This window comes from Flavobacterium sp. LM5, assembly GCF_002017945.1.
Classification (GTDB): domain Bacteria; phylum Bacteroidota; class Bacteroidia; order Flavobacteriales; family Flavobacteriaceae; genus Flavobacterium; species Flavobacterium succinicans.
In genome coordinates this window covers 52403-74499 of record NZ_MUFX01000009.1, presented here as the reverse complement: position 1 = coordinate 74499, position 22097 = coordinate 52403, and the positions used below count along the sequence as shown (strand labels likewise).

22 protein-coding genes and 2 pseudogenes are annotated in these 22097 nt (G+C 34.3%); 7 read left to right on the top strand and 17 right to left on the bottom strand.

What is annotated here, in order from left to right:
- The first annotated feature begins 470 nt into the window (after positions 1-470).
- The 4 genes and pseudogenes from BXU11_RS18460 (at position 471) to BXU11_RS16315 (ending at position 4951) form a co-directional block, all read left to right on the top strand.
- Positions 471-752 (top strand): hypothetical protein, encoded by a 282-nt coding sequence (locus tag BXU11_RS18460; protein ID WP_255373959.1) that lies wholly within the window; start codon positions 471-473, stop codon positions 750-752.
- Positions 740-1509: pseudogene (locus tag BXU11_RS18455) on the top strand (DNA gyrase subunit A). Before BXU11_RS18460 ends, BXU11_RS18455 begins: the two are co-directional and overlap by 13 nt.
- Before the next feature lie 283 nt (positions 1510-1792).
- A pseudogene (locus tag BXU11_RS18585) lies at positions 1793-3165 on the top strand (DNA gyrase/topoisomerase IV subunit A); the annotation flags it as partial.
- Between the two features lie 112 nt (positions 3166-3277).
- Positions 3278-4951, top strand: coding sequence for a formate--tetrahydrofolate ligase (locus BXU11_RS16315; RefSeq protein ID WP_078213317.1), 1674 nt, complete (start codon positions 3278-3280; stop codon positions 4949-4951).
- 54 nt (positions 4952-5005) lie between these two features.
- Here the strand turns inward: BXU11_RS16315 and BXU11_RS16310 are convergent, their stop codons facing one another.
- From BXU11_RS16310 to BXU11_RS16280, 7 genes are all read right to left on the bottom strand, one after another.
- Complete coding sequence (locus BXU11_RS16310) at positions 5006-5773, bottom strand: TerC family protein (protein WP_078213316.1); 768 nt, start codon at positions 5771-5773, stop codon at positions 5006-5008.
- Positions 5774-5805: 32 nt separating this feature from the next.
- Positions 5806-6174, bottom strand: a complete 369-nt coding sequence (locus tag BXU11_RS16305; protein ID WP_078213315.1) for a DNA topoisomerase IV — start codon at positions 6172-6174, stop codon at positions 5806-5808.
- A gap of 14 nt (positions 6175-6188) precedes the next feature.
- On the bottom strand, positions 6189-6761 hold the full coding sequence (locus BXU11_RS16300) for a pentapeptide repeat-containing protein (RefSeq protein ID WP_078213314.1): 573 nt from the start codon (positions 6759-6761) through the stop codon (positions 6189-6191).
- Entirely contained in the window at positions 6761-6982 is a 222-nt protein-coding gene (locus BXU11_RS16295; protein WP_078213313.1) for a DUF6095 family protein, read from the bottom strand. Before BXU11_RS16295 ends, BXU11_RS16300 begins: the two co-directional genes overlap by 1 nt.
- A gap of 34 nt (positions 6983-7016) precedes the next feature.
- Entirely contained in the window at positions 7017-7835 is an 819-nt protein-coding gene (gene murQ / locus BXU11_RS16290; protein ID WP_078213312.1) for an N-acetylmuramic acid 6-phosphate etherase, read from the bottom strand.
- Between the two features lie 180 nt (positions 7836-8015).
- A complete protein-coding gene (locus BXU11_RS16285; protein ID WP_024980020.1) occupies positions 8016-8684 on the bottom strand; it encodes a ZIP family metal transporter in 669 nt (222 codons plus the stop codon).
- Between the two features lie 38 nt (positions 8685-8722).
- Positions 8723-9487 carry a class I SAM-dependent methyltransferase gene (locus tag BXU11_RS16280; protein ID WP_078213311.1) on the bottom strand — a complete coding sequence of 255 codons (765 nt, stop codon included), beginning with the start codon at positions 9485-9487 and terminating at the stop codon, positions 8723-8725.
- A 112-nt stretch (positions 9488-9599) separates the two neighbouring features.
- Between BXU11_RS16280 and BXU11_RS16275 the strand changes: the two genes are divergently transcribed.
- Entirely contained in the window at positions 9600-10778 is a 1179-nt protein-coding gene (locus BXU11_RS16275; protein ID WP_024980018.1) for a class I SAM-dependent RNA methyltransferase, read from the top strand.
- A 104-nt stretch (positions 10779-10882) separates the two neighbouring features.
- The gene (locus tag BXU11_RS16270; RefSeq protein ID WP_024980017.1) at positions 10883-11119 is read left to right on the top strand and encodes a hypothetical protein; all 237 of its coding nucleotides are present in this window, start codon (positions 10883-10885) and stop codon (positions 11117-11119) included.
- A gap of 385 nt (positions 11120-11504) precedes the next feature.
- On the opposite strand, the gene BXU11_RS16265 is transcribed toward BXU11_RS16270, so the two are convergent.
- The 5 genes from BXU11_RS16265 to BXU11_RS16245 all read right to left on the bottom strand — a co-directional run bounded on the left by BXU11_RS16265 (position 11505) and on the right by BXU11_RS16245 (position 15782).
- Positions 11505-11891 carry a GNAT family N-acetyltransferase gene (locus BXU11_RS16265; RefSeq protein WP_369803218.1) on the bottom strand — a complete coding sequence of 129 codons (387 nt, stop codon included), beginning with the start codon at positions 11889-11891 and terminating at the stop codon, positions 11505-11507.
- 354 nt (positions 11892-12245) lie between these two features.
- A complete protein-coding gene (locus tag BXU11_RS16260; protein WP_078213310.1) occupies positions 12246-13346 on the bottom strand; it encodes an alkene reductase in 1101 nt (366 codons plus the stop codon).
- Between the two features lie 12 nt (positions 13347-13358).
- Positions 13359-13787, bottom strand: a complete 429-nt coding sequence (locus tag BXU11_RS16255; RefSeq protein WP_223253759.1) for a cupin domain-containing protein — start codon at positions 13785-13787, stop codon at positions 13359-13361.
- 10 nt (positions 13788-13797) lie between these two features.
- Positions 13798-14808, bottom strand: coding sequence for a zinc-binding alcohol dehydrogenase family protein (locus BXU11_RS16250; protein ID WP_078213308.1), 1011 nt, complete (start codon positions 14806-14808; stop codon positions 13798-13800).
- Between the two features lie 17 nt (positions 14809-14825).
- The gene (locus BXU11_RS16245; RefSeq protein ID WP_078213307.1) at positions 14826-15782 is read right to left on the bottom strand and encodes a polysaccharide deacetylase family protein; all 957 of its coding nucleotides are present in this window, start codon (positions 15780-15782) and stop codon (positions 14826-14828) included.
- Positions 15783-15882: 100 nt separating this feature from the next.
- Here BXU11_RS16245 and BXU11_RS16240 point away from each other — a divergent pair, with 100 nt between their 5' ends.
- The gene (locus BXU11_RS16240; protein WP_189318547.1) at positions 15883-16725 is read left to right on the top strand and encodes a helix-turn-helix domain-containing protein; all 843 of its coding nucleotides are present in this window, start codon (positions 15883-15885) and stop codon (positions 16723-16725) included.
- 349 nt (positions 16726-17074) lie between these two features.
- Here the strand turns inward: BXU11_RS16240 and BXU11_RS16235 are convergent, their stop codons facing one another.
- The 5 genes from BXU11_RS16235 to BXU11_RS16205 all read right to left on the bottom strand — a co-directional run bounded on the left by BXU11_RS16235 (position 17075) and on the right by BXU11_RS16205 (position 21946).
- Positions 17075-17557, bottom strand: a complete 483-nt coding sequence (locus BXU11_RS16235; protein WP_189318546.1) for a DUF3368 domain-containing protein — start codon at positions 17555-17557, stop codon at positions 17075-17077.
- Positions 17550-17798 (bottom strand): UPF0175 family protein, encoded by a 249-nt coding sequence (locus BXU11_RS16230; RefSeq protein ID WP_078213304.1) that lies wholly within the window; start codon positions 17796-17798, stop codon positions 17550-17552. The genes BXU11_RS16235 and BXU11_RS16230 overlap by 8 nt, the downstream gene beginning before the upstream one ends.
- A 783-nt stretch (positions 17799-18581) precedes the next feature.
- Positions 18582-19589 (bottom strand): hypothetical protein, encoded by a 1008-nt coding sequence (locus tag BXU11_RS16220; protein WP_078213302.1) that lies wholly within the window; start codon positions 19587-19589, stop codon positions 18582-18584.
- 270 nt (positions 19590-19859) lie between these two features.
- The gene (locus BXU11_RS16215) at positions 19860-20717 is read right to left on the bottom strand and encodes a hypothetical protein (protein ID WP_078213301.1); all 858 of its coding nucleotides are present in this window, start codon (positions 20715-20717) and stop codon (positions 19860-19862) included.
- 689 nt (positions 20718-21406) lie between these two features.
- A complete protein-coding gene (locus tag BXU11_RS16205; RefSeq protein WP_078213321.1) occupies positions 21407-21946 on the bottom strand; it encodes a DUF3575 domain-containing protein in 540 nt (179 codons plus the stop codon).
- Positions 21947-22097: the final 151 nt, after the last annotated feature.

The following is a 22097-nucleotide window of genomic DNA, read 5'->3' as shown; positions in this document are numbered from 1 at the left end:
TATGCCTCGACACATGATAGTATTTAGAGATAAAAAAAAATAAAATTCTTGGTTATAATGAGTTTTGTATTGATTGCCGTGGTTCAAATAATTCGGGCAATTTAGAAGGTTTTCAAAAGTATTGTTATTCTGATATGGCAGAACTATTTCGAAAATTTGGAATAAAACTTTTTGTAACTTTTGAAGATCCTCAAGAAGAAACGGAGTTTTTAAAGCGTAAAGGCCTTTTGAATTTGAATTGAAATGTAATGAAAATGAACAAGAAAACAGTAGTAATTATTATATTAGCTTTGCCCTAGTTTTGGTGGACATTTTTTATCATCAGAAGCAATGATCACAAAGAATGTGGAATAGTGACCAAAAAAACGAAAGACAAAAGCGGAAATTGGGTGACCACAAAAGAACATATTTGCAAAGAAAGTATCTTTTTAGCACTGAAATAACGATTAAGTAGATTTATAAAGATATAAATGAAAGACGAAGAAGAAGATAACATCCTTTCGAACGAAGACGAAAACAACGACGCCAGTTTTGATGCTAATGATCAAGAGGGTTTTGATGATATATCGACTTCAAGTGGGATGCACCATTTTTACGAAAATAATGCAGACGAGCACGATACCATTACCAAAGTTACAGGAATGTACAAAGATTGGTTTTTGGATTATGCTTCGTATGTAATCTTAGAACGTGCCGTACCGCAATCGAAGACGGATTCAAGCCGGTACAACGCCGTATTATGCATTCGTTAAAAGAATTAGACGACGGTCGTTATAACAAAGTAGCGAATGTGGTGGGACACACTATGCAATACCATCCTCACGGGATCAGAGTATTGCTGATGCAATGGTGCAAATTGGTCAAAAAGATTTATTGATTGACTGCCAAGGAAACTGGGGGAATATTTTAACGGGAGATGGAGCAGCTGCTTCTCGTTATATCGAGGCGCGTTTGTCCAAATTTGCCTTAGAGGTATTGTATTCGCCTAAAATTACGGATTGGGCGTATCCTATGACGGTCGTCGTGCAGAACCGAACAATCTTCCAGTGAAGTTTCCGTTGCTTTTGCACAAGGAGCTGAGGGAATTGCGGTGGACTTTCTACTAAGGTTTTGCCTCATAACTTCAATGAATTAATCGATGCTTCCATAAAAATTCTGAAAGGAAAGCCATTTACTTTGTATCCAGATTTTATGACACAAGGTATCGCTGATGTGTCCAATTATAATGACGGAATGCGTGGTGGACGCGTAAGGGTACGAGCCAAAATAGCGCAGTTGGATAAAAATACCTTGGTGATTACACAAATTCCGTTTTCGACCAATACATCTAGTTTGATTGATAGTATTTTGAAAGCCAATGAAAAAGGGAAAATCAAAATCAAGAAAATCGAAGACAATACTGCTGCCGAGGTTGAGATTTTAATCCATCTTTTCCCAGGTGTTTCTCCAGATAAAACCATCGATGCCTTGTTCGCTTTTACTGCTTGCGAAACGTCAGTGGCACGTTAGGTTGTGTGATTGAAGACAACAAACCGCTTTTTATCGGGTTTCGGATATGTTGAAAATTTCGACAGACCGCACGGTAGATTTATTGCGTCAAGAACTCGAAATTCAATTAGAAGAATTAAAAAACAAATGGCATTTTGCTACACTTGAAAAGATTTTCATTCGTGAAGAAATGTACATTGACTTCAAATTGTATTCGGACAGAGAAGCGTTGTACAAATACATGTACGATCGTTTTGAGCCTTTCAAAGCGTCCTTTGTGAGAGAAATTAACGATGATGATTTGCAAAAACTAACGCAAATCCCAATGATTCGAATCACGCGTTTTGACTCGGATAAAGCCGATGATTTCATTGCGAAATTGGAGGACGAAATGAAGGAAGTACAACATCATTTGGATCACATTATCGATTTTGCGATAGCTTATTTTGCCAAACTTAAAGAAAAATACGGTAAAGGAAGAGAACGCCAAACGGAACTCCGCATTTTTGATGACATCGAAGCGACCAAAGTGGTTTTGCGTAATACCAAACTATACGTCAATCGCGAAGAAGGATTTGTGGAACTAGCTTGAAAAAAGATGAATATGTAGTAGATTGCTCTGATATCGATGATGTAATTGTTTTTCTACGTAATGGAACGATGATGATTACCAAAGTCGATGCTAAGACATTTGTGGTAAAGACATTATTCACGTTGCTATTTTTGATAAAGGCGATAAACGTACAATTTACAATTTGATTTATCGTGATGGTAAATCAGGACCTTCTTATATTAAACGATTCAATGTTTCTGGGTAACTAGAGATAAAGCCTACGATTTAACCAATGGAGCTGCAGGTTCGCAAATTCTTTATTTTTCATGCAATCCAAATGGTGAAGCGGAGGTAATTAATATCATCCTACGTCAAGTTGGTAGTATCAAAAAGCTCAAATTTGATATTGATTTTGCCAAATTAGCCATAAAGGGACGCGCCTCAAAAGGAAATTTGGTCAGCAAATATCCCATCAAAAAAATTGAATTGAAAGAGAAAGGGATTTCTACTTTATTGCCTAGAAAAGTTTGGTTTGACGATACCGTGCAGCGCTTAAATGTCGATGGAAGAGGCGAGTTGTTGGGCGAATTTAGACCAAGCGACAAGATATTAGTCATTTCTCAGACAGGAAAACTCAAAGTTATTATTCCAGAGCTGTCTACTCATTTTGATGAGGATATGATTGTGTTGGAAAAATGGAATCCCAAAAAACCAATTTCTGCCCTTTATTTTGATGGCGAAAAAGAACGGTACTTTTTGAAACGTTTCTTGGTGGAGGTAGAAAATAAAGAAGAATCGTTTATTACAGATCACCCAATTCAAAATTAGAAATTGTTGCCACCGATTATCGTCCGGTAGTAGAGTTGATTTTTGCTAAGGTAAAAGGTGTTCAAAAGGAAAGACAAGAAATCGACGTTGAAAGTTTTATTGCTGTTAAAGGCTTTAAGGCCCTAGGGAATCAAGTGACCTCCGACAAATTGAAACAGGTTAATTTGTTAACCCCTTTACCTTATGAAGAACCAGAAGAAGAACAGCCTGAGGAGACGAAATTAGATATTGATCCAGTAGATGATGGAGCGATACAATTAGAAGACGATGGGCAAGTGACCTTATCTTTAGAGTAAATAAAAAGCCGTTTCTTATTGAAACGGTTTTTTTTAAACCTGATTTTTATCGTGTTTTATGTTTTGAATTTGGTTTATTTTTGCAGAATAAACAAAAACTAATTCAATTAGTATGAAATTATTTCCTTCAGATATAGAAATTGCTCAAAAAAGCAAGATTTCTTTAATAAAAGACATTGCGCAAAAACTACAAATAAACGAAGACGATTTGGAGTTGTACGGTAAATACAAAGCCAAATTACCATTACACTTGCAAAAAGAGCAACCTAAAGGAAAATTAATTTTAGTTTCGGCTATGTCGCCAACTAAATATGGTGAAGGCAAAACCACCATGACAGTGGGATTAACAGATGGGTTAAGTAGCCTTGGCAAAAAAGCAATCGCAGTTTTACGTGAACCTTCTTTGGGACCTGTTTTTGGTTTAAAGGGAGGAGCTGCTGGAGGAGGTTATGCTCAAGTTTTGCCTATGGAAGATATTAATCTTCATTTTACAGGTGATTTTTCAGCCATTGAAAAGGCTAATAATTTGCTTTCTGCCATCATTGATAATCATTTACATAATCCATCACCGGAATTAAATTTAGATCCTAAATCTATTGTTTGGAAACGTGTTATGGATATGAATGATCGTGTGTTGCGACAAATCATAGTTGGTGTTGGTGCCAAAGGAAATGGCGTGATGCGTGAGGAAAATTTCAATATTACTCCTGCCTCTGAAATTATGGCTATTTTATGTTTGTCCAAAGATATAGCTGACCTCAAAAAACGTTTAGGGAATATTTATGTGGGAAAAACGGTAGAAGGTACTCCTGTTTTTGCCAGTGATTTGAAAGTGGTAGGGGCAATGGCTGCTTTGTTGAAAGATGCTATTAAACCTAATTTGGTGCAAACTATCGAAGGAAATCCAGCCATCATCCACGGAGGACCTTTTGCGAGTATTGCACAAGGAACCAATTCGGTGATTGCTACCAAAATGGGATTATCTTTGGGGGAATATGTGGTTACCGAGGCAGGTTTTGGAGCCGATTTAGGTGCTGAAAAATTTTTTCATATCAAATGTGAACAATCTGGGTTGCGACCGGATGCAGTGGTTTTGGTAGCTACCTTAAAAGCCATAAAGCATCACGCAGGTTTGATAGCAGAAGAATGTAAAGCACCCAATGTTGAGGCCATAAAAAAAGGCTTTTGTAATTTAGAAAGACATATTGATAATATTCAAAAGTTTGGCATACAACCTGTGGTTTGTATCAATGCTTTTCCTACTGATACACAAGAAGAATACGAAGTGTTAATGGCATTATGTGCTAAAAAAGGAGTTAAGGCAGCTGTGAGTACTGCTTTTACAGATGGAGGCAAAGGTGCAGCTGCATTGGCTGAAACTGTATTGGCTGAAATAGATGGCAATTCGGCAAATTATAAAGCTTTATATCAAGTATCTGATGCTATTGAATCCAAAATTGAAACGATTGCAACTGAGATCTATGGTGCTGCTGAGGTAGATTATTCGACAAAAGCCAAAAAACAATTGCAGACAATTAAAGAATTAGGTTTTGGTCATTTTTCAATTTGTATGGTCAAAACGCCCGCTAGTTTTTCTGATGATGAAAAAATGATAGGAAGCCCCACGGGTTTTACAGTAACCGTGCGGGAATTTGAATTTGCCAGTGGTGCTGGTTTTGTAATTCCATTGCTAGGCGAAGTGATGCGCATGCCAGGCTTACCAAAATTGCCCAACGCTACCCGAATTGATATTGATGATGCCGGAGTGATTTCTGGCTTGTCATAAATTTATAGAACTAAAAAAGAGAGGCTGTATTTTGTCCTACAGCCTCTCTTTTTATTATTTCTTTTTGGTTTTCATATTCAATATTTCGACGAATAGAGAAAATGAAATAGCAAAGTACAAATAGCCTTTAGGTACTGGCGTCACGTGACTTCCGAAGATTAAGGCATTGGATAAATGAGCACTTTCTGTCAATAGCATAAAGCCAATCAAAATCAAAAAGGATAATCCCAAGATTTGAATAGAGGGATGTTTGTTTACAAAATTACCTACCGGAACAGCAAATTGCATCATGATGAAAATCGAAACAATTACAGCTGTTATCATAATGTAAATTGCACCAGGAACGCCATTGGTCATCCCAACTGCGGTAAGAATACTGTCGAAAGAAAAAACCAAATCAATCATAATAATTTGAAAAATGACATTTTGGAAAGATTTGGTAGCGGCTTTGCCTAATTCCTTCTCTTCGTGGCCTTTTTCGTCTACTTTTTCACGGATTTCATTGGTGCTTTTATAAATCAAGAATAGCCCTCCTAATAATAATATGATACTTTGTCCAGTAATTCCTGCTTGAAACCATCCCCAATCGATAGTGAGCCAAGGTTTTTTCATCTGAATCAACAAATTGATTCCAAACAACAAAGCGATTCGCATAAACATGGCCAAAAACATTCCAATTTTGGTGGCTTTTTTGCGTTTTTCTGGGGCCAATTTGCTGGTCGCAATCGAAATAAAGATAATGTTGTCTATACCTAAAACAATTTCTAGAAATGTTAGGGTCAATAAGGCAATCCAGGCATCAGGATTTAGAAATACTTCCATGTTGGTTAAAATTTAGTTTTTTTTGAATTAAATTAAAGTTTCGTAACGGTTCCCGTTTGTTTCGCATCGGAACCTACCATTCCGAATTCGAAAGTGTAGGAATTAGCAGTTGTGGTTAAAATTTTCATTTGAATGGCTTTTTCTTCTGCCATGTTTTTAGGCTGCTTTTTTTGTAAAATATACTCGCAATCGTTGACCCATCGAATGATTGCTGTATCCGTTTTGCCTTCAAAAGTCTCAATTTCTATGCTGTCTTTGCGTTCAAAAACGGTTATTTTTTTGACACCGTTTACTTCATACTCAAATTTGAATTTTCCGGTTTTAAAATCGGAGCATTTTCGTTCTACATTATAACAGGAAAACAAAAGTAAAAGAGGTGAGAGGTAAAATATTTTTTTCATGTGTAGTTCTATTTTTATTCAATTTTAATATCGTATTTGTCCAAAAGGCCTACGATTCCTTGTGTGGTAAATTTAGCTTTTTTCATCGGATTGAATTCGGGGTCGATGCTGTAATTGTAGGCGGTTCTAAAATCGGCTCCTGCCAATTGGGTATCATTAAAAATCGCACGGTCAAGATTGCAATTATCAAACACACTATTGTTCAGTTGTGTCCCTATGAAAGTTACTTCCTTCACCGAACACCCTGAAAATTGGATTTTAGGCATTTTTTTATTGGCAAAAGAAGCGTAATCCAACACGCTATCTTGAAAACCCACGTCGAATAAAAAATCATCACATTCTTGAAATTGAATGCCCAAGAGTTTACAGTTTTTGAAACGAACGGTTTTTAAACTACTGCCTGCAAGTTGTACCATAGATAAATTGCAGTCTATAAACTCGCAATCCATAAAGGTGTTGTTGCATAAATCACTATTGGAGAAATCACAGTTTTTAAATACACAATCTTCAAACTCGCGATGGTTTATTTTTTGATCAACAGCAATGATTTTTTCGAAGGTTTTTTGAACGTTAATTAGGTTTTCCATTAGTAGTTAAATAAAGCTTTCATAATCCATCTAAGGCCTGTAAAGATTAAGTACATCGAAGCCAAACAAGCTATGATTCCTATGCCGAGCACTAGATAATGCCAATTTGTATGTTGGTTCATAAAGGCGTTATAAATGATAGACGGACCAAGGAAGAGTAGAGGCAAAGCTCCCGATAAATATTTGATTCCTTTGGATAAAAAGTCTTTGTTGGTTGCCATTTAAAGTTAGAAGTGAGAGGTTAGAAGTAAGAATTTAATTTTGAGGGTTGAAGTTGTCTACCGCTTTTCGGACACTTCCGTATTTGGCCAATAATTCGGATGCTTTTTCGTAAGAAACAGGAATTTCTCCCATAATCATCTTCACGCCACGGTCTACCAACTTGGCGTTACTTAATTGCATATCGACCATTTTGTTGCCTTTTACTTTACCTAGCTGAATCATAGTAGCCGTCGAAATCATATTGAGAACTAATTTTTGAGCGGTACCTGCTTTCATTCTCGAACTTCCTGTTACAAATTCTGGACCGACAATGACTTCGATTGGGAATTTTGCGGTTTGTGACAACGGACTTCCTGCATTGCAAGAAATACTTCCAGTACTGATTTGTTTCTCGTTGCAGGCTTTTAAACCGCCTATTACATATGGAGTTGTGCCAGAAGCAGCAATACCTATGACCACATCGTTTTCATTGATGTCGAATTGTTGTAAATCTTTCCAAGCTTGTTCCGCGTCATCTTCGGCATTTTCTACGGCTCTTCGGATGGCTTTGTCACCACCCGCTATGATGCCTACAACTAAATCAAAAGGAACGCCAAAAGTAGGTGGACATTCCGATGCGTCGACCACACCTAATCGTCCAGAAGTCCCAGCTCCAATATAAAAAAGGCGTCCTCCTAGTTTCATTTTGGTTACAATTTCGTTTACCAAGGTTTCGATTTGAGGTAAGGCTTTTGCAACTGCTAAAGGAACTGTTTGGTCTTCTTGATTGATATTGTGTAGCAATTCCTGAACCGACATTTTTTCTAAATGTTCGTATTTTGAGGATTGTTCGGTGGTTTTAGTGAAGGTCATAATTAAATAAAACTTTTTCGTGTAAAAATAGGAATTTATTGGATACCATTTTCTTTTGTGAGGGATTGCAGCTAGCTACCGAAGTAGCGCGGAAAGCCCGACCCCATAGCGCAAAGGGGCTTTATAAACGGCGTTATAAGTAAGCCCCTTTGCGCTATGGGGGCACGCCCAAATTATTTTTTAAATGAAAAAAGCTAGGGCAATTCCTAGAATAATCATTGATATTTTGGCGACGTTGAATTTGTGTCCCTCGCTACTTTCGAAAATGATGGTGGAGGAGATGTGAAACAAAATTCCAACCACGATGGCAGTGATTTCGGTGGTGTATTCTTGTAATTCAGGGATAAAGTCGGAAGCCAATGTGCCTAAGGGTGTCATCATGGCGAAGGTTATCATAAAGGCAAAAATGGCTTTGGGATGGAGTTGGGCTTGTACGAAAAAAGTAGTCAAAATAATAGCAATGGGCAGGTGGTGAATAGCAATTCCGATGGCTAAGTCATGATGATGCCCTATTGGAAAGCCTTCTAAAAAGGCATGTATGCAAAGGCTGATGAACAACAACCAAGGTATTTGACTCATTTTGTCATGACCATGTACATGACCATGTTCGGCTCCCTTGGAAAAAAATTCTAAAATGATTTGAAATAAAATCCCCATCATAATAAATATGCCGATAGACTCATTATGATGATGATAGATTTCGGGCAAAAGATGAATTACAGTAATTGACAGCAAAAATGAGCCGCTAAAAGCCAATAAGAGTTTTAAATTGGATTTCTTTTTCGGTTTGAAAACTAAAGCCAAGACATAGCCAAGGATTACTGCAATTAAAGGCAAGAGGTAATTCATTTTTGTTATTTAAAATGTTTAAAAGTTTTTAGAATGAACTATTTGAAAATCATAATCAAACGTTCACTATCGGTTTTATGGAATTTTTTGAGTTTATAATCTCCAAAAATATCCAACAAATATATGCCAGCTTCATCCATTAGCTCTTGGAAATCTTTTAAACTAAAAGCTCTTACTTTTTCGGTGAAATGATAGTGTTGTCCTTGGTCTTCAAAACTGATTTCTTTGTAAATATGTCCTTCTTTTACATATCTTTTGATGTGGAAATCGATTTGGTCTACCGTTTTAACTTCTTCTGGAACGAGGGTTTCAATGACTTGATTCACATTCATAAAATCAATTACTGCAAAACCTGTTTCGGATAGGCTTTCTTTGATAGCAATTAAAGTTTTTAGATTATCGGCTTCGTCTTCAAAATAACCAAAACTAGTGAATAGATTGAAAATAGCGTCAAACTTTTCTTCAAAAGGTTCACGCATGTCGTGCACTTTGAAAGATAAATGGGTGTTGCTGTTTTTGCTCGCCTCAGCAATACTATTTTCGGACAAATCCGCTCCCAAAACGTTGTATCCTAATTGGCTCAAGTAAATGGCGTGACGGCCTTTGCCACAGGCTAAATCTAAGACTTTTGCTTTATCGGGTAAGTTAAGATACTGTGTCAAGTTATCCATAAAAATTTGCGCCTCACGGTAGTTGCGCTCTTTATAAAGAATATGATAGTAAGGTGTATCAAACCATGATGTGAACCAATTTTTGGTTGAAAGCTCTAGGTTATTTGTTGCGGGTTTTTGGTCTTCAGACATTTATTCGTTTTCAATTAATTTAAGTCCGGCAAAATTAGTGTATTTTTGCAGAAAATATACTATTTCAAATCGTTTGGAGTTTGGAATTTAATACTTGGAATATAGCATAGCAATGGAGAATTTTAAAATGGTAGCCAAAACCTTTTTTGGTTTTGAAGAAATATTGGCCAAAGAGTTGCGTCAATTGGGCGCTCAAGAGGTTGAGCAAGGCATACGAATGGTGAGTTTTAAGGGAGATAAAGGATTTATGTACAAGGCCAATTTGTCTTTGCGTACTGCATTAAAGGTGTTAAAACCAATTTATTCTTTTAGAGCCAATAATGAAGCAGCTTTGTATAAAGGTATTGCAAGTGTGAATTGGTCAAAATACCTTAATGCCAATCAAACGTTTGTGATTGATGCAACGGTGCATTCGGATCATTTTAACCATTCGGAGTTTGTGTCTCAAAAGTGTAAAGACGCGATTGTGGATCAGTTTAGAGAACGCACTGGGCAACGTCCAAGCATTGACAAAGCTTTTCCTGATTTACGAATCAACATTCATATTGGCAAAGACCAAGTTTCGGTGGCATTAGATACTTCTGGAAATTCCTTGCACCAACGTGGTTATAGAACAGCTACTAATATTGCTCCTATCAATGAAGTTTTGGCCGCGGGAATTTTATTATTATCAGGTTGGGAAGGACAAGGGCACTTTTTGGATCCGATGTGTGGTTCAGGAACATTTTTGGCCGAAGCCGCAATGATAGCTTGTAATATTCCAGCCAATATCAACCGAAAAGAATTTGCTTTTGAAAAATGGAAGGATTGGGATAATGATTTGTTTGACCAAATTATGGACAGTTTGCTGAAAAAAGTAAAAGAGTTTCATTACACGATAACAGGCTATGATAAAGCGCCAAGTGCGGTTCAAAAAGCCAAAGACAATATCAAAAATGCCAATTTAGACGAATACGTAACGGTTGCTGAAGAAAACTTTTTTGATAGCGAGAAAACTACTGAAGGCAAATTGCATATGGTTTTCAATCCGCCGTATGACGAGCGATTGGATATTCATATGGAAGAATTTTATAAAAATATCGGGGATACGTTGAAGAAAAATTATCCAGCAACCAATGCTTGGTTTATTACTGCGAATTTAGAAGCCTTGAAATTCGTTGGATTAAAACCTTCGAGAAAAATAAAATTGTTTAATGCTAGTTTAGAAGCACGTTTGGTAAAATATGAAATGTATGAGGGAAGCAAAAGAACCAAGTTTAATAGCCCTCTAACCCCCGAAGAGGGAATATAGTCCTTCAAGTAAAGTTGAAAAAGATTTTTATAAATTAGATAGTCAAATATAAAAACCTATTTACCCCTAATAGGATTTCTCGCCGCGCGGGATAGGGGACAGATATGACGAAATTACAAGTAAGAGCATTTTTATATCAATTGGGTTGTTTTGCTATTTTGTTTATTGGTTTTCGTTTTCTAGTGGAAAACTACACTAGTTTAACTGGATTTTGGATCCCATTGACAGCCTTTGCGGTGGGGACTATTTTAGCTCCAAAATTTCAAGCTGTTAAAACCAAAGACGGCGAAAAACTTTTTATGTCTTGGATTTTTTTAAAAGGGGTACGACAAATAGGGTAACACTTTATGGTTTTAATAGTTTCTTTCAATTTGAATTAAAAGAAAGTAATAGAAGAAAAATTGATTAGGAGCTCGTCTTTCAGATGAGCTCTGTTTGTTTATTATTACACTGGTGTTCACTTAAAATAAGTTGAATAGTGTATAAAATATAGACCGTAATCTCAAGAAATAGTTGAAGTTTATTACCAAATAAACAAAAACAAAAGCCGGAGTTGTATGTGAAACAAAGGCAAAAGTACCAGAGCCCGATTCTAACCACTACAATTACCCTACAGCGACTTAAGAAGAAAGGCTATCATCAATGTTGGAGATTTACATGGAACTCAACCCATCACTTTGCGAACCGCCGTATACTTGATTAGCGGTTCGGCATTCATTTCTGTCTTTAATTTTCATTAGTTTTAAGTTTAACGTAAATATCCAAACTTATAAATTTCCCGTTCTTAATTTCACAGTCTCTCATTGTACCTTCGGATTGAAAGTCAAGTTTAGTCATTGCGTTTTTAAAATTAATATTTTCGGCTGCTACAAAGCCTTCAATTCTGTGAAGTCCGAGTTTGTTAAAACCAAAGTCACAGATTTGTGGCATTGCTTCTTTCATTATTCCTTGTCCCCAATAGTCGGGCAACAACCAAAAACCAATTTCAGTTTTTTTATGTTCCTTGCTTATACCGTTAAGTCCGCCTGCACCGAAAAAAAAATTATTGTCTAACAAACAAACAGCAAACCACATTCCAGTTCCACTTTTTTCAAGTTCAGAAAACCAAGCCATTTGTTCTTTAATTGACTCTAAAGTGTCAAAACTAATTCAGTAATGTTTTATAATTTTCGGGTGAGAAAGACCTTTGAATATATTTTCAATATCGCTTTCCACGAATTGTCTAAGCAGAAGTCTATTTGTTTTTATTGCTGTTAATTCAGTTGTCATTTTTACTCAATTCATTTTGTCTATTCGCGTGTCGTTTTATGCTGACCGCTAACATTCCGGCGATTAGCGTGGTTGCGAACTTCGGAACCGATTATTATCTATAAAAGATAAAATTTCTTGCGAAATGTAAATGTGTATTTACCACAAAATTCGCAATCTTGCTAAACACCTGTTAGTCGTTCGCCTTTTTCAATTCTGTCAATTATAAAAAGGGTAATCTGTATATCCTCTTTTGTCCCCACCACCAAATAAAGTATGATTATCTGAAATTTCATTCATTGGCGCATTTACTTTTACTCTTTCGGGATAGTCGGGATTGGTTAAAAACTTTCTACCGAAACCAATTAAGTCAACCAAATTTTCTTGTAATAATTGTTCGCCTTCTTCTGGTGTTTTATTGCCTGTAGCAATAATTGTGTTTTTGAAATTAGTTCTTAATACTGTTCTAAATTCATTAGGAATTTGAGGAGCGTCGTCCCAATCGGCTTCACATAAATGAATGTATGCAATATCTAATTTATTTAATTCTTTTGAGGCAAGCATTATCGTTTCCAATATTTCTGGGTCGTTCATATCTTTAAAACTAATGAATGGTGACAAGCGAACACCCGTTTTTTGGCTGCCTATTGCTTTGGCTACGGCTTCAGTAATTTCTATTATGAATTGTATTCTGTTTTCTTTACTTCCTCCATATTCATCCGTTCTTAGGTTTGAATTACTTCTCAAAAATTGGTCAATTAAATAACCATTGGCTCCGTGAATTTCTACACCATCAAAACCTGCTTCGATGGCATTTTTGGCACCTTGAACAAACTCCTTAATAACGTTTTTAATATCAGATTTTGACATTTCTCGTGGTTCTTCTACAGGAACAAAAGTAGCATCGCCATTGGGCGCACCATCAAAAATATACACAGATGTATCTTTAGCAATTTTGGCTGATGGGCCTATGGGTTGTAAACCATTTACTTTCGATGAAGATACTCTTCCGACGTGCCATAATTGCAAGAAAATTTTTCCTCCTGCATTATGAACCGCATTGGTAGTTAGTTTCCATCCTTCAATTTGTTCTTGTGAATAAATACCAGGGGTTTTGGCATAACCCATTCCTTGTAAGGAAATTTGTGTAGCTTCGGTAATGATAATGCCTGCACTTGCTCTTTGTGCATAATATTCTGCCATTAACGAATTGGGTACATCAGCTGGTTGACTACTTCTGCTACGAGTCATTGGCGCCATTAAGAAACGGTTTTTTAATTCAATTCCGTTTAAATTATATTCTGAAAATATTTTATTCATGTCTTATTTCTTTTATTTTTTATCAAAATAGGTTTCTGTTTTATTTAGCCAATCCATTCGTAAAGGTGTAAACATATCCATATCTAACGTATCTTCTAATGCCCAAAACTCATGTTCTACATTGGGTGGAATAATTAACACTTCGCCTTTTTTTACAATGTATTCCATACCATTGATTGCCACTTTTACTTTTCCTTCTAAAATATGCGTAATTTGTTCGTTGGGATGTTTATGTTTTGATATGTGTGCACCTTTTTCTAGTTTGAAATAAGCTATCATTCCCATACTACCATATGCGTATTTACGGTCTATCTTGTCCATCATTTTTTCATACTTTAATGTGTCCATAGAAAAATGATTGACTTCGTTTCCTTTTTGTGCACTGGCTTTAATGACAGAAAAAGTTACTATTGTTACAAGAGCTAATTGAAATAGTTTCATACTTTTATTTTTAAAATGTGATGGCAATTTTTCCGATTGCTTTTCCGGATTCTGATAAACGATGGGCTTCTTTAAAACTTTCGGCTGTTAATCCTTTGATGGTTGTATTTAATGTCGTTTTAATAGTTCCGTTGTCTAACAAATCGGCTAACTTGTTTAAGATGTTATGTTGTTCTATCATATCATCGGTTTGAAACATCGATCGGGTGTACATCAACTCCCAAGAAAAACTTACGCTTTTTGTTTTTAATTTGTTTAATGCCACAGGTTCGGCACTTCCAGTAATAGATGCAATGTGACCTTGTGGTTTAATTAACTCCGCCATAGCATCCCAATAGACATTGGTATCTACAAAATCAACAATAAAATCAACTTGTTGAAATCCGGCCTTACGAACTTCATTAATTAAATCCTTGTGATTTACAACAACATCAGCTCCTTGTTTTTTGCACCATTCTATTGTTGCTGGTCGTGATGCCGTAGTTATTACTTTTAAACCTGCTACTTTTTTTGCTAATTGAATAGCAATAGAACCTACACCACCGGCACCACCAATAATTAATATGGTTTTGCCTTTATCTTTTTCGTTAATTCGAATTCTATCGAATAAAATTTCCCAAGCTGTTAATCCTGTTAAAGGCATTACTACAGCTTCTTCATTACTCAACGAAGTTGGTTTTTTACCTACAATGCGTTCGTCAATTACCTGATATTCGGCATTGCTTCCTTGCTTGGTAAGGTCACCCGCATAATATACTTTGTCGCCAATTTTGAATAAACTTACTTTATCCCCAACTGCTTCTACAGTTCCTACAGCGTCCCAGCCAATAATTTTTGGCGTATCAAGTACCGTGTTTTTAGCAGCCGATTGTCGAATTTTAAAATCAACTGGATTTACGGATACGGCATCAATTTTTACTAATAATTCGTGCTCAGAAGGTATTGGTTTTTCTATTTCAAATGCAATGAAGCTATCTTGCTCCTCAATGGCTAATGATGTTTTAAATCCTATTGCTTTCATTTTCCTTTTTTATAAAGTTAGTTATTATATTTTTCTTCTGCATTATCCACTGGTGTAGCGGGGTCGTTCTGAATCATTTTAGCAATTTCATCTTTACGCATATACATTACACCAGTTTTTGTTTTTGTGTATTCAATAAAATGTTCCATTGCATTCGTCATTGCTGGTTGCCCACCAATACGGTCGTGAAAACTTATACTCATCATTCTTCTTTTGGTAGCACCTTCGGCATATAATTGATCAAACTCCATTTTTAATTGTGTTAAAAATTGATCGGGACTCCAATGCTTACCTTCAATATTTACAATATCATTATTGCGTAAGGTATATGGCATTACTACAAAGTTCTTTCCATTTACTTTTGTAATAAAAGGCTCGTCTCTGCTTAAATCATCAATATGATACAAGAAACCTAATTCTTGCAAAACCTTTAATGTATTTGGGCTTCTACGCAACCAATTCGCATTATAACCCACGGCTCTTTTGCTTGTAATTTTTTCTACAGCATCTACACCATCTTTTACAAACTTTAATTCATCGGCATAATTTTTATCCCATTGATTGCTCCAAGCTATTCCGTGTGCTGCTATTTCGTGGCCTTCATTAGCCATACGTTTGGCAATTTCGGGGTACTTTATGGCAGCGTCGCCTACTACGTGTGAAGTAACTTTAATGTTGTGTTTTTTCCACAAATCCATCATTCTATCCATGCCTTCATTGGCACCATATCTAAACCAAGATTCGGCTGGTAAATCTGGATTTCCTTTTGGTAGTGGGTTACCACTAAATGGACTTTCGGCACCTTCGGGTTGGCCACCTGTTTCAAACTGCATTGAAACAGAAATGACCAATTGTGCACCATTAGGCCAATGTTTACCTTTACTTGTGTTTTCTTTTTTCTTATTAGAATTACATCCTATTAATAATAAACTTGTTGTAATAATACAAATAACTGATTTGATTTTATTTTTCATTTTTATTTGTTTTTGAATTGAGATGACAAAATTAAGATGATAATTTCATTTAATTATGTAAATTTTCATTGTAAATTTGTACAAATCAATTATGTGTTATATGAAAAGGTTTAATAGTTTCCATTCAATAAATATTTTTGCACTTGAACTCGAAAAATGGGATTATGAACTGCATAAACATAATTTTTATGAGTTAATATTTGTTGAAAAAGGCAGTGGAGAACATATATTAAATGGGATATCATATTCTTTCAAACAAGATGATGTTTTTTTATTAACTCCAGACGATGCTCATGAATTTAAAATTGAAAACAAAATAAAATTCATTTATTTAAAATTTACCGAACAAGTTTTTCTTGAAAAATTAAACACTAACAGAAAAACGTTTTGGGATGAAGCTTTAAGAAATGCACTTGTAAAAGTTGATAATGCTGTTACAAGTATTATTTGTTGTAAAGAGGATAAACATAATTTAAAAGCTTTGTTACATATTATGTTGTATGAATACACAAATAAAGCTTTGTTTAATAATGAAGTAGTTTTAGAATTGTTTGGTTCTATAATGGCTATTATAACTCGTAACTTAAATCAAAATGTAATTAGTGTAAATGATAATAAAGCTGTTGAAAAAATAAATAATATTCTTACATATATTCGCATTAATGCTGTTGACAATGAAAAAATGGATATTAGAAAAATGGCAAGTTGTTTTTTTATGTCTCCTAACTATATTAGTGTTTTTGTTAAGAAACATAGTGGATTATCAATTCAGCAGCATATTGTTCAAACTAAAATAAAATCTGCAGAGAAATTATTAAAACAAAATAGATTTACTATAAATGAAATTGCTGACCGATTGGGGTTTACGGATGCCAGCCATTTTAATAAAATTTTTAAGAAGTATAAAACTATATCACCAAGTGAATTTCAAAAGAATAGTTAAATATGCGAATCAAGAGTTGAAAAAAGCGAAATAAAAAACAAAAAATTTCTTTCTTAAAATTAGATTAATAGCTTGAAAATCAGTATATTTAAAGTGTATTCGACGCGCATTTAAACATATGATTATTCAGACTAAAGCCTTAAAATTAATAAAAATCTATTCAACGATTTGTGGCACGTTCCAATTTTCTTGCATTACCTACAACGTTCTCGCGCTACACGCAGTTTGGGACTAAATTAAGCCCATTATTCGGATTAGCCTAATCTTCCAAATACAAAACCAACTTCAAATTAGGCCTAATCCCCAAATTGCTTGTAGCGTGTGTTAGGCGACGGTAGATTATCCGGTTTTATTTTTCGTTTGCGAGTTTTAGTGCATTTTCAATGAAACCATCACTTAACCATACGTTTTTTGTTCTTAGTTCAAAAAGCAAAGGTTTTAGTTCATTAATATGCCCAAGTTGTTTAGCTTTTAAAAGTATTCCAATTGTTCCAGTAACTTTTAGTCCAGTATGTTTAGCGTGAAATCTTCCTAAAGATTCATCAAGAATTATTAAATCAGCTTCTTTTTCAGTTGCTAAAACAATTGCTTCGGCTTCTCCCTTATCTAAATCTAAAAAATATGACAAAGACTTTTCATTGTTTATTTTTTCTATTTTTATCCAATCGATTTTAGATAAATCAGTATAAAATTCTTTATTCTTCCCTGCTTCGATTTCATTAAATACTTCTTGAGGAATAAAAATTTCGCCATACAAATCTTTAAAGATTTTGAGTTTACCAATCTTCAAAAGTGAAATAATAGGAGTGGTGTTTGAAACAACTTTAAGCATTTTGTAAATCTTCATTTAAGTCTTCAACATTCAAAAAACCAACGTTATATTTGGCTAATAATTCTAAAAACTCAATTCTAGACAATTGCAAAACTTTTGAGGCAGTTCCAGATGAAATTTTACCCAATTCGAAAAGTTTTACAAGACCAGAAATTTTAATTTCTTTTCCAAATTCACTTTTATTCATTCGCATTGAGTTTGCTAAATAGTCTGGAAATTCTATAGATATGATTTGTGACATTTTTTTCAGATTTAATATTCCAAATTTACTGAAATTTTCTGTTGATTTAGCTTTATAGTCTTGAATTTTCGATTTTCGTTACTGCTGTCGCCTAACGTTCTCGCGCTACACGCGGTTTGGGACTAAATTAGCGTTATTTTTCTGATTAGCCAAAACTTCCAAATACAAACTATTTTCAAATTAAACCAATTGCCCAGCTTGCTTGTAGCGTGTGTTATGCGGGGGTTGTTTTGTCGAAATTACTATTAAAACGCAAATTTTTCAAGCTTCTGTTGGCAAAATCCAATTTTCACGCTTTTGTTTTTTGGTTTGCAGTTTTCAACTAGTTATTGTTTATTTATCGTTTAAATTTTGGCTATTTTTTGGTTTTCCGTTGGCTGACTCAAACTTTCACAGTTTTTCGCGTTAGAGTAGGAGAGTTCCAATTTTCGCACTTTCAATTTCCACACTTTCAATTTTCACGTTTCCAATTTTCACGTTTCCAATTTTCACGTTTCCAATTTTCACACTTCTGCTTTTCAGGTTTCAACTTTCTAGCTTCTGTTGGCGAATCCAATTTTCACGCTTCCACTTTGTAAACTTCTAGCGGAAACAACTGTTTATTTTCAAATTGGATTTGCCTGCGTAATTTCGGCGCAACTCCCGCATAACGTTCCCGCGCTACAAGCAGGCTGGGATTAAAGATGCGTAATCTTTCGGTTAAAAACAAATGTGTCAAACACAAACTATTTTCAAATTAAGCCAATTGCCCAGCTTGCTTGTAGCGTGTGTTGGCAGTAGTTTTTATTTCCAAAACTCCCACCATTTTTTATCATTAACTTCGGAAGCATTTGTAATTAATTCTGTTTTTTCATTATTATTTTTATTGAAATCGACTTTTAAAAATTCTCCAATATGTTTCCAACCAATTTCTAAAATATTACCTCTAATGTCTAAAATGTTATTTTTAATTAAAAAGTTTAGTCCTTCATCATTCATTTTTTTAGACAAATAAAAAGCCAAAACTTTATGGTTTTTTTCTTCAAACAACTTTTCAATTTCTTTTTTGTCAAATTCAATTAGTGATAAAGCAATAGTAGCTTTTATTTCATCATTTTTTAATGAGTTCTCAATTTCTTCATTCGTAAAAGTATTTTTAATTTCATTTGGGTTTGCATATTCAGAATTAATATACTTCTTAGCCCAATCTTCATTCAAAGTAGATAATGTAATACTAAAATATGGCTCCAATTTTTCTTGCATTTTTTTTGAAATTAAATCTTCAAAAAATTGTTGTAAACCTTGATCTTTATAAAATTGAATTCTTTTCAAAGCTGCGAATCTTATATGTTGATTCAATTCATTAGAAATACAATATTTTAGGAATTCAAAAAAAGATTTATCTTTTGTTTCTCCAATATGCATAATTAAAGCAATTTTATTATCTTCTGATTGAAATTTAGAAAAATCTTCAATCATTTTTTTGGTTTCTATTTCAACTTTGAATTTTAATATCATTCCTAAGTTAGCAACCGAAATTTTACTTAAATCACTTGAATTATGGTTTTTCAGTATTTTATTCGAAAACTCATTACCATCAAGTTCATATGACTTTTTTAAACAAGAAATGCCTAACCAGTATAAATCATCTATTTGACTTAACTCCCGAAGTTTCATGAAATTTTGACCAAGTGCAAACCAAGTCAAAGCGTTTTGAGGTTCAAATTCTATTGCTCTACAAAAAAAATTTGTTGCAGTAAAAAAATTATTTTCTTTTAAAAATATTATTCCTGATTGTTCGTAATGGTTCATTATTTTTTTGTTTTTCGGTAAAATTCTAACTAACGTTTTTAAATGTTCTGAAATTATGTTATTTGTATCTTTAGTATTTGCCTAAATTTTCACTTTCTTCCGTTAGCTGAAGGAGTCAATTTGGGTGCGAATATGGGGAATTACTGCCAACGTTCCGCAGCTACACGAGGTGCAAGGCTTCGTGACTGCATATTTTCTATTTAAGATAAAAGTTCAATGCGAAACGGCAATTCCACTAAATCCTTGCATCATGTGTAACTGCTGTTATGCCTAGTTTTTCTTAAATAGTCGTTTTAGTTTATTTAAAAATCCACTTTCGTTTTCATTCTCTGTTTGTTTAACACTTTTTTCCATTTCTGCTACTATTTCTTTAGCTTTTTTACTTTCGTTTATGTGAACTCTTTTTGGTTCTTGTACAATTTGTCCAGTTAGTCTTTCAAAATTTGTTTTAGCAGTTTCGAATATATTAATTTCGTCTTCGGGCCTGTCATCAACATATGAAATTTCAGGAAATAAACCACTACTAGACTTCACTGATTCAGATTCAAAATCATTCATAATACCTTGATAAATTCTCGCAGCCATTTCTGTTTGTTCAACTTTTTCATATGATTGAGCAAATTGAAGCATATCTTCTCCAATTTCGTGTTTCTGTAATAAATTTCCAATTGAATTACTTATTTGTGCTTTTGTTGCACTAAGATTTGCAATTGATTTATCTTGATTCTCAAAATTTTTCAAATGCTCAATAAATTCTTGTAATTTTTGTCTAATTATTGGATTTACTTTGTACAAATCTTCAATATCAGATAAGTAAACACCCTTATTCATTGCCGTTTGCGCCATTAACTGTATAAATCCACCCATTTTAAAACCAAGTTCAATTAAAATATTTAAAAAATTAGTGAGTTGAATTTTGTCGATATCAGATTCTTTTAGTGCTTCAAATATTGTTAGTCCTTCCAAAAATTCTTCTTGGTATCTTTTTGCCGAAAAACTCTCAGCATCAATTTTAACTGTTTTATAGTTTAAAATGTCTAATAAATATGTGTGAATTTGAAATTCTGTTGAATTTTTTAAAATTTCCTTTAAATCTTCAAATTTATTTTCTTTGATTAAATTCGTCATTTTTTACTTTCGGTTTTTAAAATTAGGCATAACGTTCCCGCGCTACACGCGGTTTGGGTCTAAAGTAGCGTTGTTTTTCTGATTAGCCAAAACTTCCAAATACAAACTAATTTTCTCATTAAGCCAATTGCCCAAATCGCTTGTAGCGTGTGTTAGGGTGTGTAGCGACACGTTTGAAAAGCACGAAAGTTCATCCGTTCCAATTTTCCAGCCCAATGTCGGCAACTTTTCCACGTTTCAATTTCGGTAACTTTTCAGTTTTCTGTTTGTCTTCGGAATATGTTTTTCCATTAAAACTCAAAATAAAAACGAAAAATTTTTCCGCTTTCTGTTTTCCGAAAAGTGATTCACATTTGCTTGTCTTTCGCATTTCGATGTCAGATTCTGAGCTTGATTTGCGTCGGCACGCTAGCTAGTTCATTACTATTTTTCAGTTGCAAAACGTCTGGTTGATGTCGGCTGTGTCTTTTCAACGGAGCTATACACCCTAACGTTTCGGCGCTTGGCGAGGTTGCGAACTTCGGAACCGATAATTTTCTATCAAAGATAAAATTTCTTGCGAGAAATAAACGTGAATTTACTACAAAATTCGCAATCTTGCCAAACGCCTGTTAGCGGTTCGGCAGTTTATTTATTCCGTATGTCCATTCCAATATATTTCAATTGTCTATTCCAAATTTAGTTGTTTTTTAAAACCTATAACCTAATTGAAGACCAAATCTTGCAACTTGATCGTGGTCAGTTTTATCAGCATTAAACAAGAGTTTTCCCCAACCAGCATTAACTTCAATGATAATGCCTCTTTTGGTAACCCATTTACTACCTAAACCTATACCAAGTGAATAGTCAATTACATCAGACCCTTTAGTAAATGTCAAATTATCGTTTGTATCATATATTTTTTTTCCATCAATTGAACTTAACATTCCAAATCCTTCTGCAAAAAAACCTGAAGCGTATTTTTTACCAAAGTATCTTCTGTAATATTGTGTAATCATATAATTTGTGTCTTCATTTGAATTTTTGTTATTAAACACAAACAATCCAGTGATACCTAATGATGACTTATTGTTTAAGTTTCTTTCATAGGTAGCTTCGAAAGTTCCAGCTAAAGGCGACAATACATTCACTTTCACTTCATTTTGTTTTTTATTTTGTGGGATATCATTTTGCGCATTAACAGCAAAAAACGAAAATAACATTGCAATGATTAAGTACTTTTTTTTCATAATATAAGTTTTATTGTTCACGGCAAACATATATTATTTCGGCTTAAAAAATGTTAATAAAACTTATGAAGCAAGTTAAATTTAACACAATTTTTTTGCTTAAAAAATGTTTTAATCATCCTTTTTTACGTTCCAACACGGGCAACTTGCC

What these genes read in the sequence shown, in the direction of transcription:
- BXU11_RS16265 (WP_369803218.1), bottom strand. Translation starts at nt 11,891, where the DNA reads ATGGCTTGGTTTTCTGAACTTGAAAAAAGTGGAACTGGAATGTGGTTT.
- BXU11_RS16230 (WP_078213304.1), bottom strand. Translation starts at nt 17,798, where the DNA reads ATGTCACAAATCATATCTATAGAATTTCCAGACTATTTAGCAAACTCA.
- BXU11_RS16300 (WP_078213314.1), bottom strand. Translation starts at nt 6,761, where the DNA reads ATGGAAAACCTAATTAACGTTCAAAAAACCTTCGAAAAAATCATTGCT.
- BXU11_RS16295 (WP_078213313.1), bottom strand. Translation starts at nt 6,982, where the DNA reads ATGGCAACCAACAAAGACTTTTTATCCAAAGGAATCAAATATTTATCG.
- BXU11_RS16285 (WP_024980020.1), bottom strand. Translation starts at nt 8,684, where the DNA reads ATGAATTACCTCTTGCCTTTAATTGCAGTAATCCTTGGCTATGTCTTG.
- BXU11_RS16270 (WP_024980017.1), top strand. Translation starts at nt 10,883, where the DNA reads ATGACGAAATTACAAGTAAGAGCATTTTTATATCAATTGGGTTGTTTT.
- BXU11_RS16305 (WP_078213315.1), bottom strand. Translation starts at nt 6,174, where the DNA reads ATGAAAAAAATATTTTACCTCTCACCTCTTTTACTTTTGTTTTCCTGT.
- murQ (WP_078213312.1), bottom strand. Translation starts at nt 7,835, where the DNA reads ATGACCTTCACTAAAACCACCGAACAATCCTCAAAATACGAACATTTA.
- BXU11_RS16310 (WP_078213316.1), bottom strand. Translation starts at nt 5,773, where the DNA reads ATGGAAGTATTTCTAAATCCTGATGCCTGGATTGCCTTATTGACCCTA.
- BXU11_RS16245 (WP_078213307.1), bottom strand. Translation starts at nt 15,782, where the DNA reads ATGAAAAATAAAATCAAATCAGTTATTTGTATTATTACAACAAGTTTA.
- BXU11_RS16250 (WP_078213308.1), bottom strand. Translation starts at nt 14,808, where the DNA reads ATGAAAGCAATAGGATTTAAAACATCATTAGCCATTGAGGAGCAAGAT.
- BXU11_RS16220 (WP_078213302.1), bottom strand. Translation starts at nt 19,589, where the DNA reads ATGAACCATTACGAACAATCAGGAATAATATTTTTAAAAGAAAATAAT.
- BXU11_RS16205 (WP_078213321.1), bottom strand. Translation starts at nt 21,946, where the DNA reads ATGAAAAAAAAGTACTTAATCATTGCAATGTTATTTTCGTTTTTTGCT.
- BXU11_RS16255 (WP_223253759.1), bottom strand. Translation starts at nt 13,787, where the DNA reads ATGAAACTATTTCAATTAGCTCTTGTAACAATAGTAACTTTTTCTGTC.
- BXU11_RS18460 (WP_255373959.1), top strand. Translation starts at nt 471, where the DNA reads ATGAAAGACGAAGAAGAAGATAACATCCTTTCGAACGAAGACGAAAAC.
- BXU11_RS16280 (WP_078213311.1), bottom strand. Translation starts at nt 9,487, where the DNA reads ATGTCTGAAGACCAAAAACCCGCAACAAATAACCTAGAGCTTTCAACC.
- BXU11_RS16240 (WP_189318547.1), top strand. Translation starts at nt 15,883, where the DNA reads ATGAAAAGGTTTAATAGTTTCCATTCAATAAATATTTTTGCACTTGAA.
- BXU11_RS16275 (WP_024980018.1), top strand. Translation starts at nt 9,600, where the DNA reads ATGGAGAATTTTAAAATGGTAGCCAAAACCTTTTTTGGTTTTGAAGAA.
- BXU11_RS16315 (WP_078213317.1), top strand. Translation starts at nt 3,278, where the DNA reads ATGAAATTATTTCCTTCAGATATAGAAATTGCTCAAAAAAGCAAGATT.
- BXU11_RS16235 (WP_189318546.1), bottom strand. Translation starts at nt 17,557, where the DNA reads ATGCTTAAAGTTGTTTCAAACACCACTCCTATTATTTCACTTTTGAAG.
- BXU11_RS16260 (WP_078213310.1), bottom strand. Translation starts at nt 13,346, where the DNA reads ATGAATAAAATATTTTCAGAATATAATTTAAACGGAATTGAATTAAAA.
- BXU11_RS16215 (WP_078213301.1), bottom strand. Translation starts at nt 20,717, where the DNA reads ATGACGAATTTAATCAAAGAAAATAAATTTGAAGATTTAAAGGAAATT.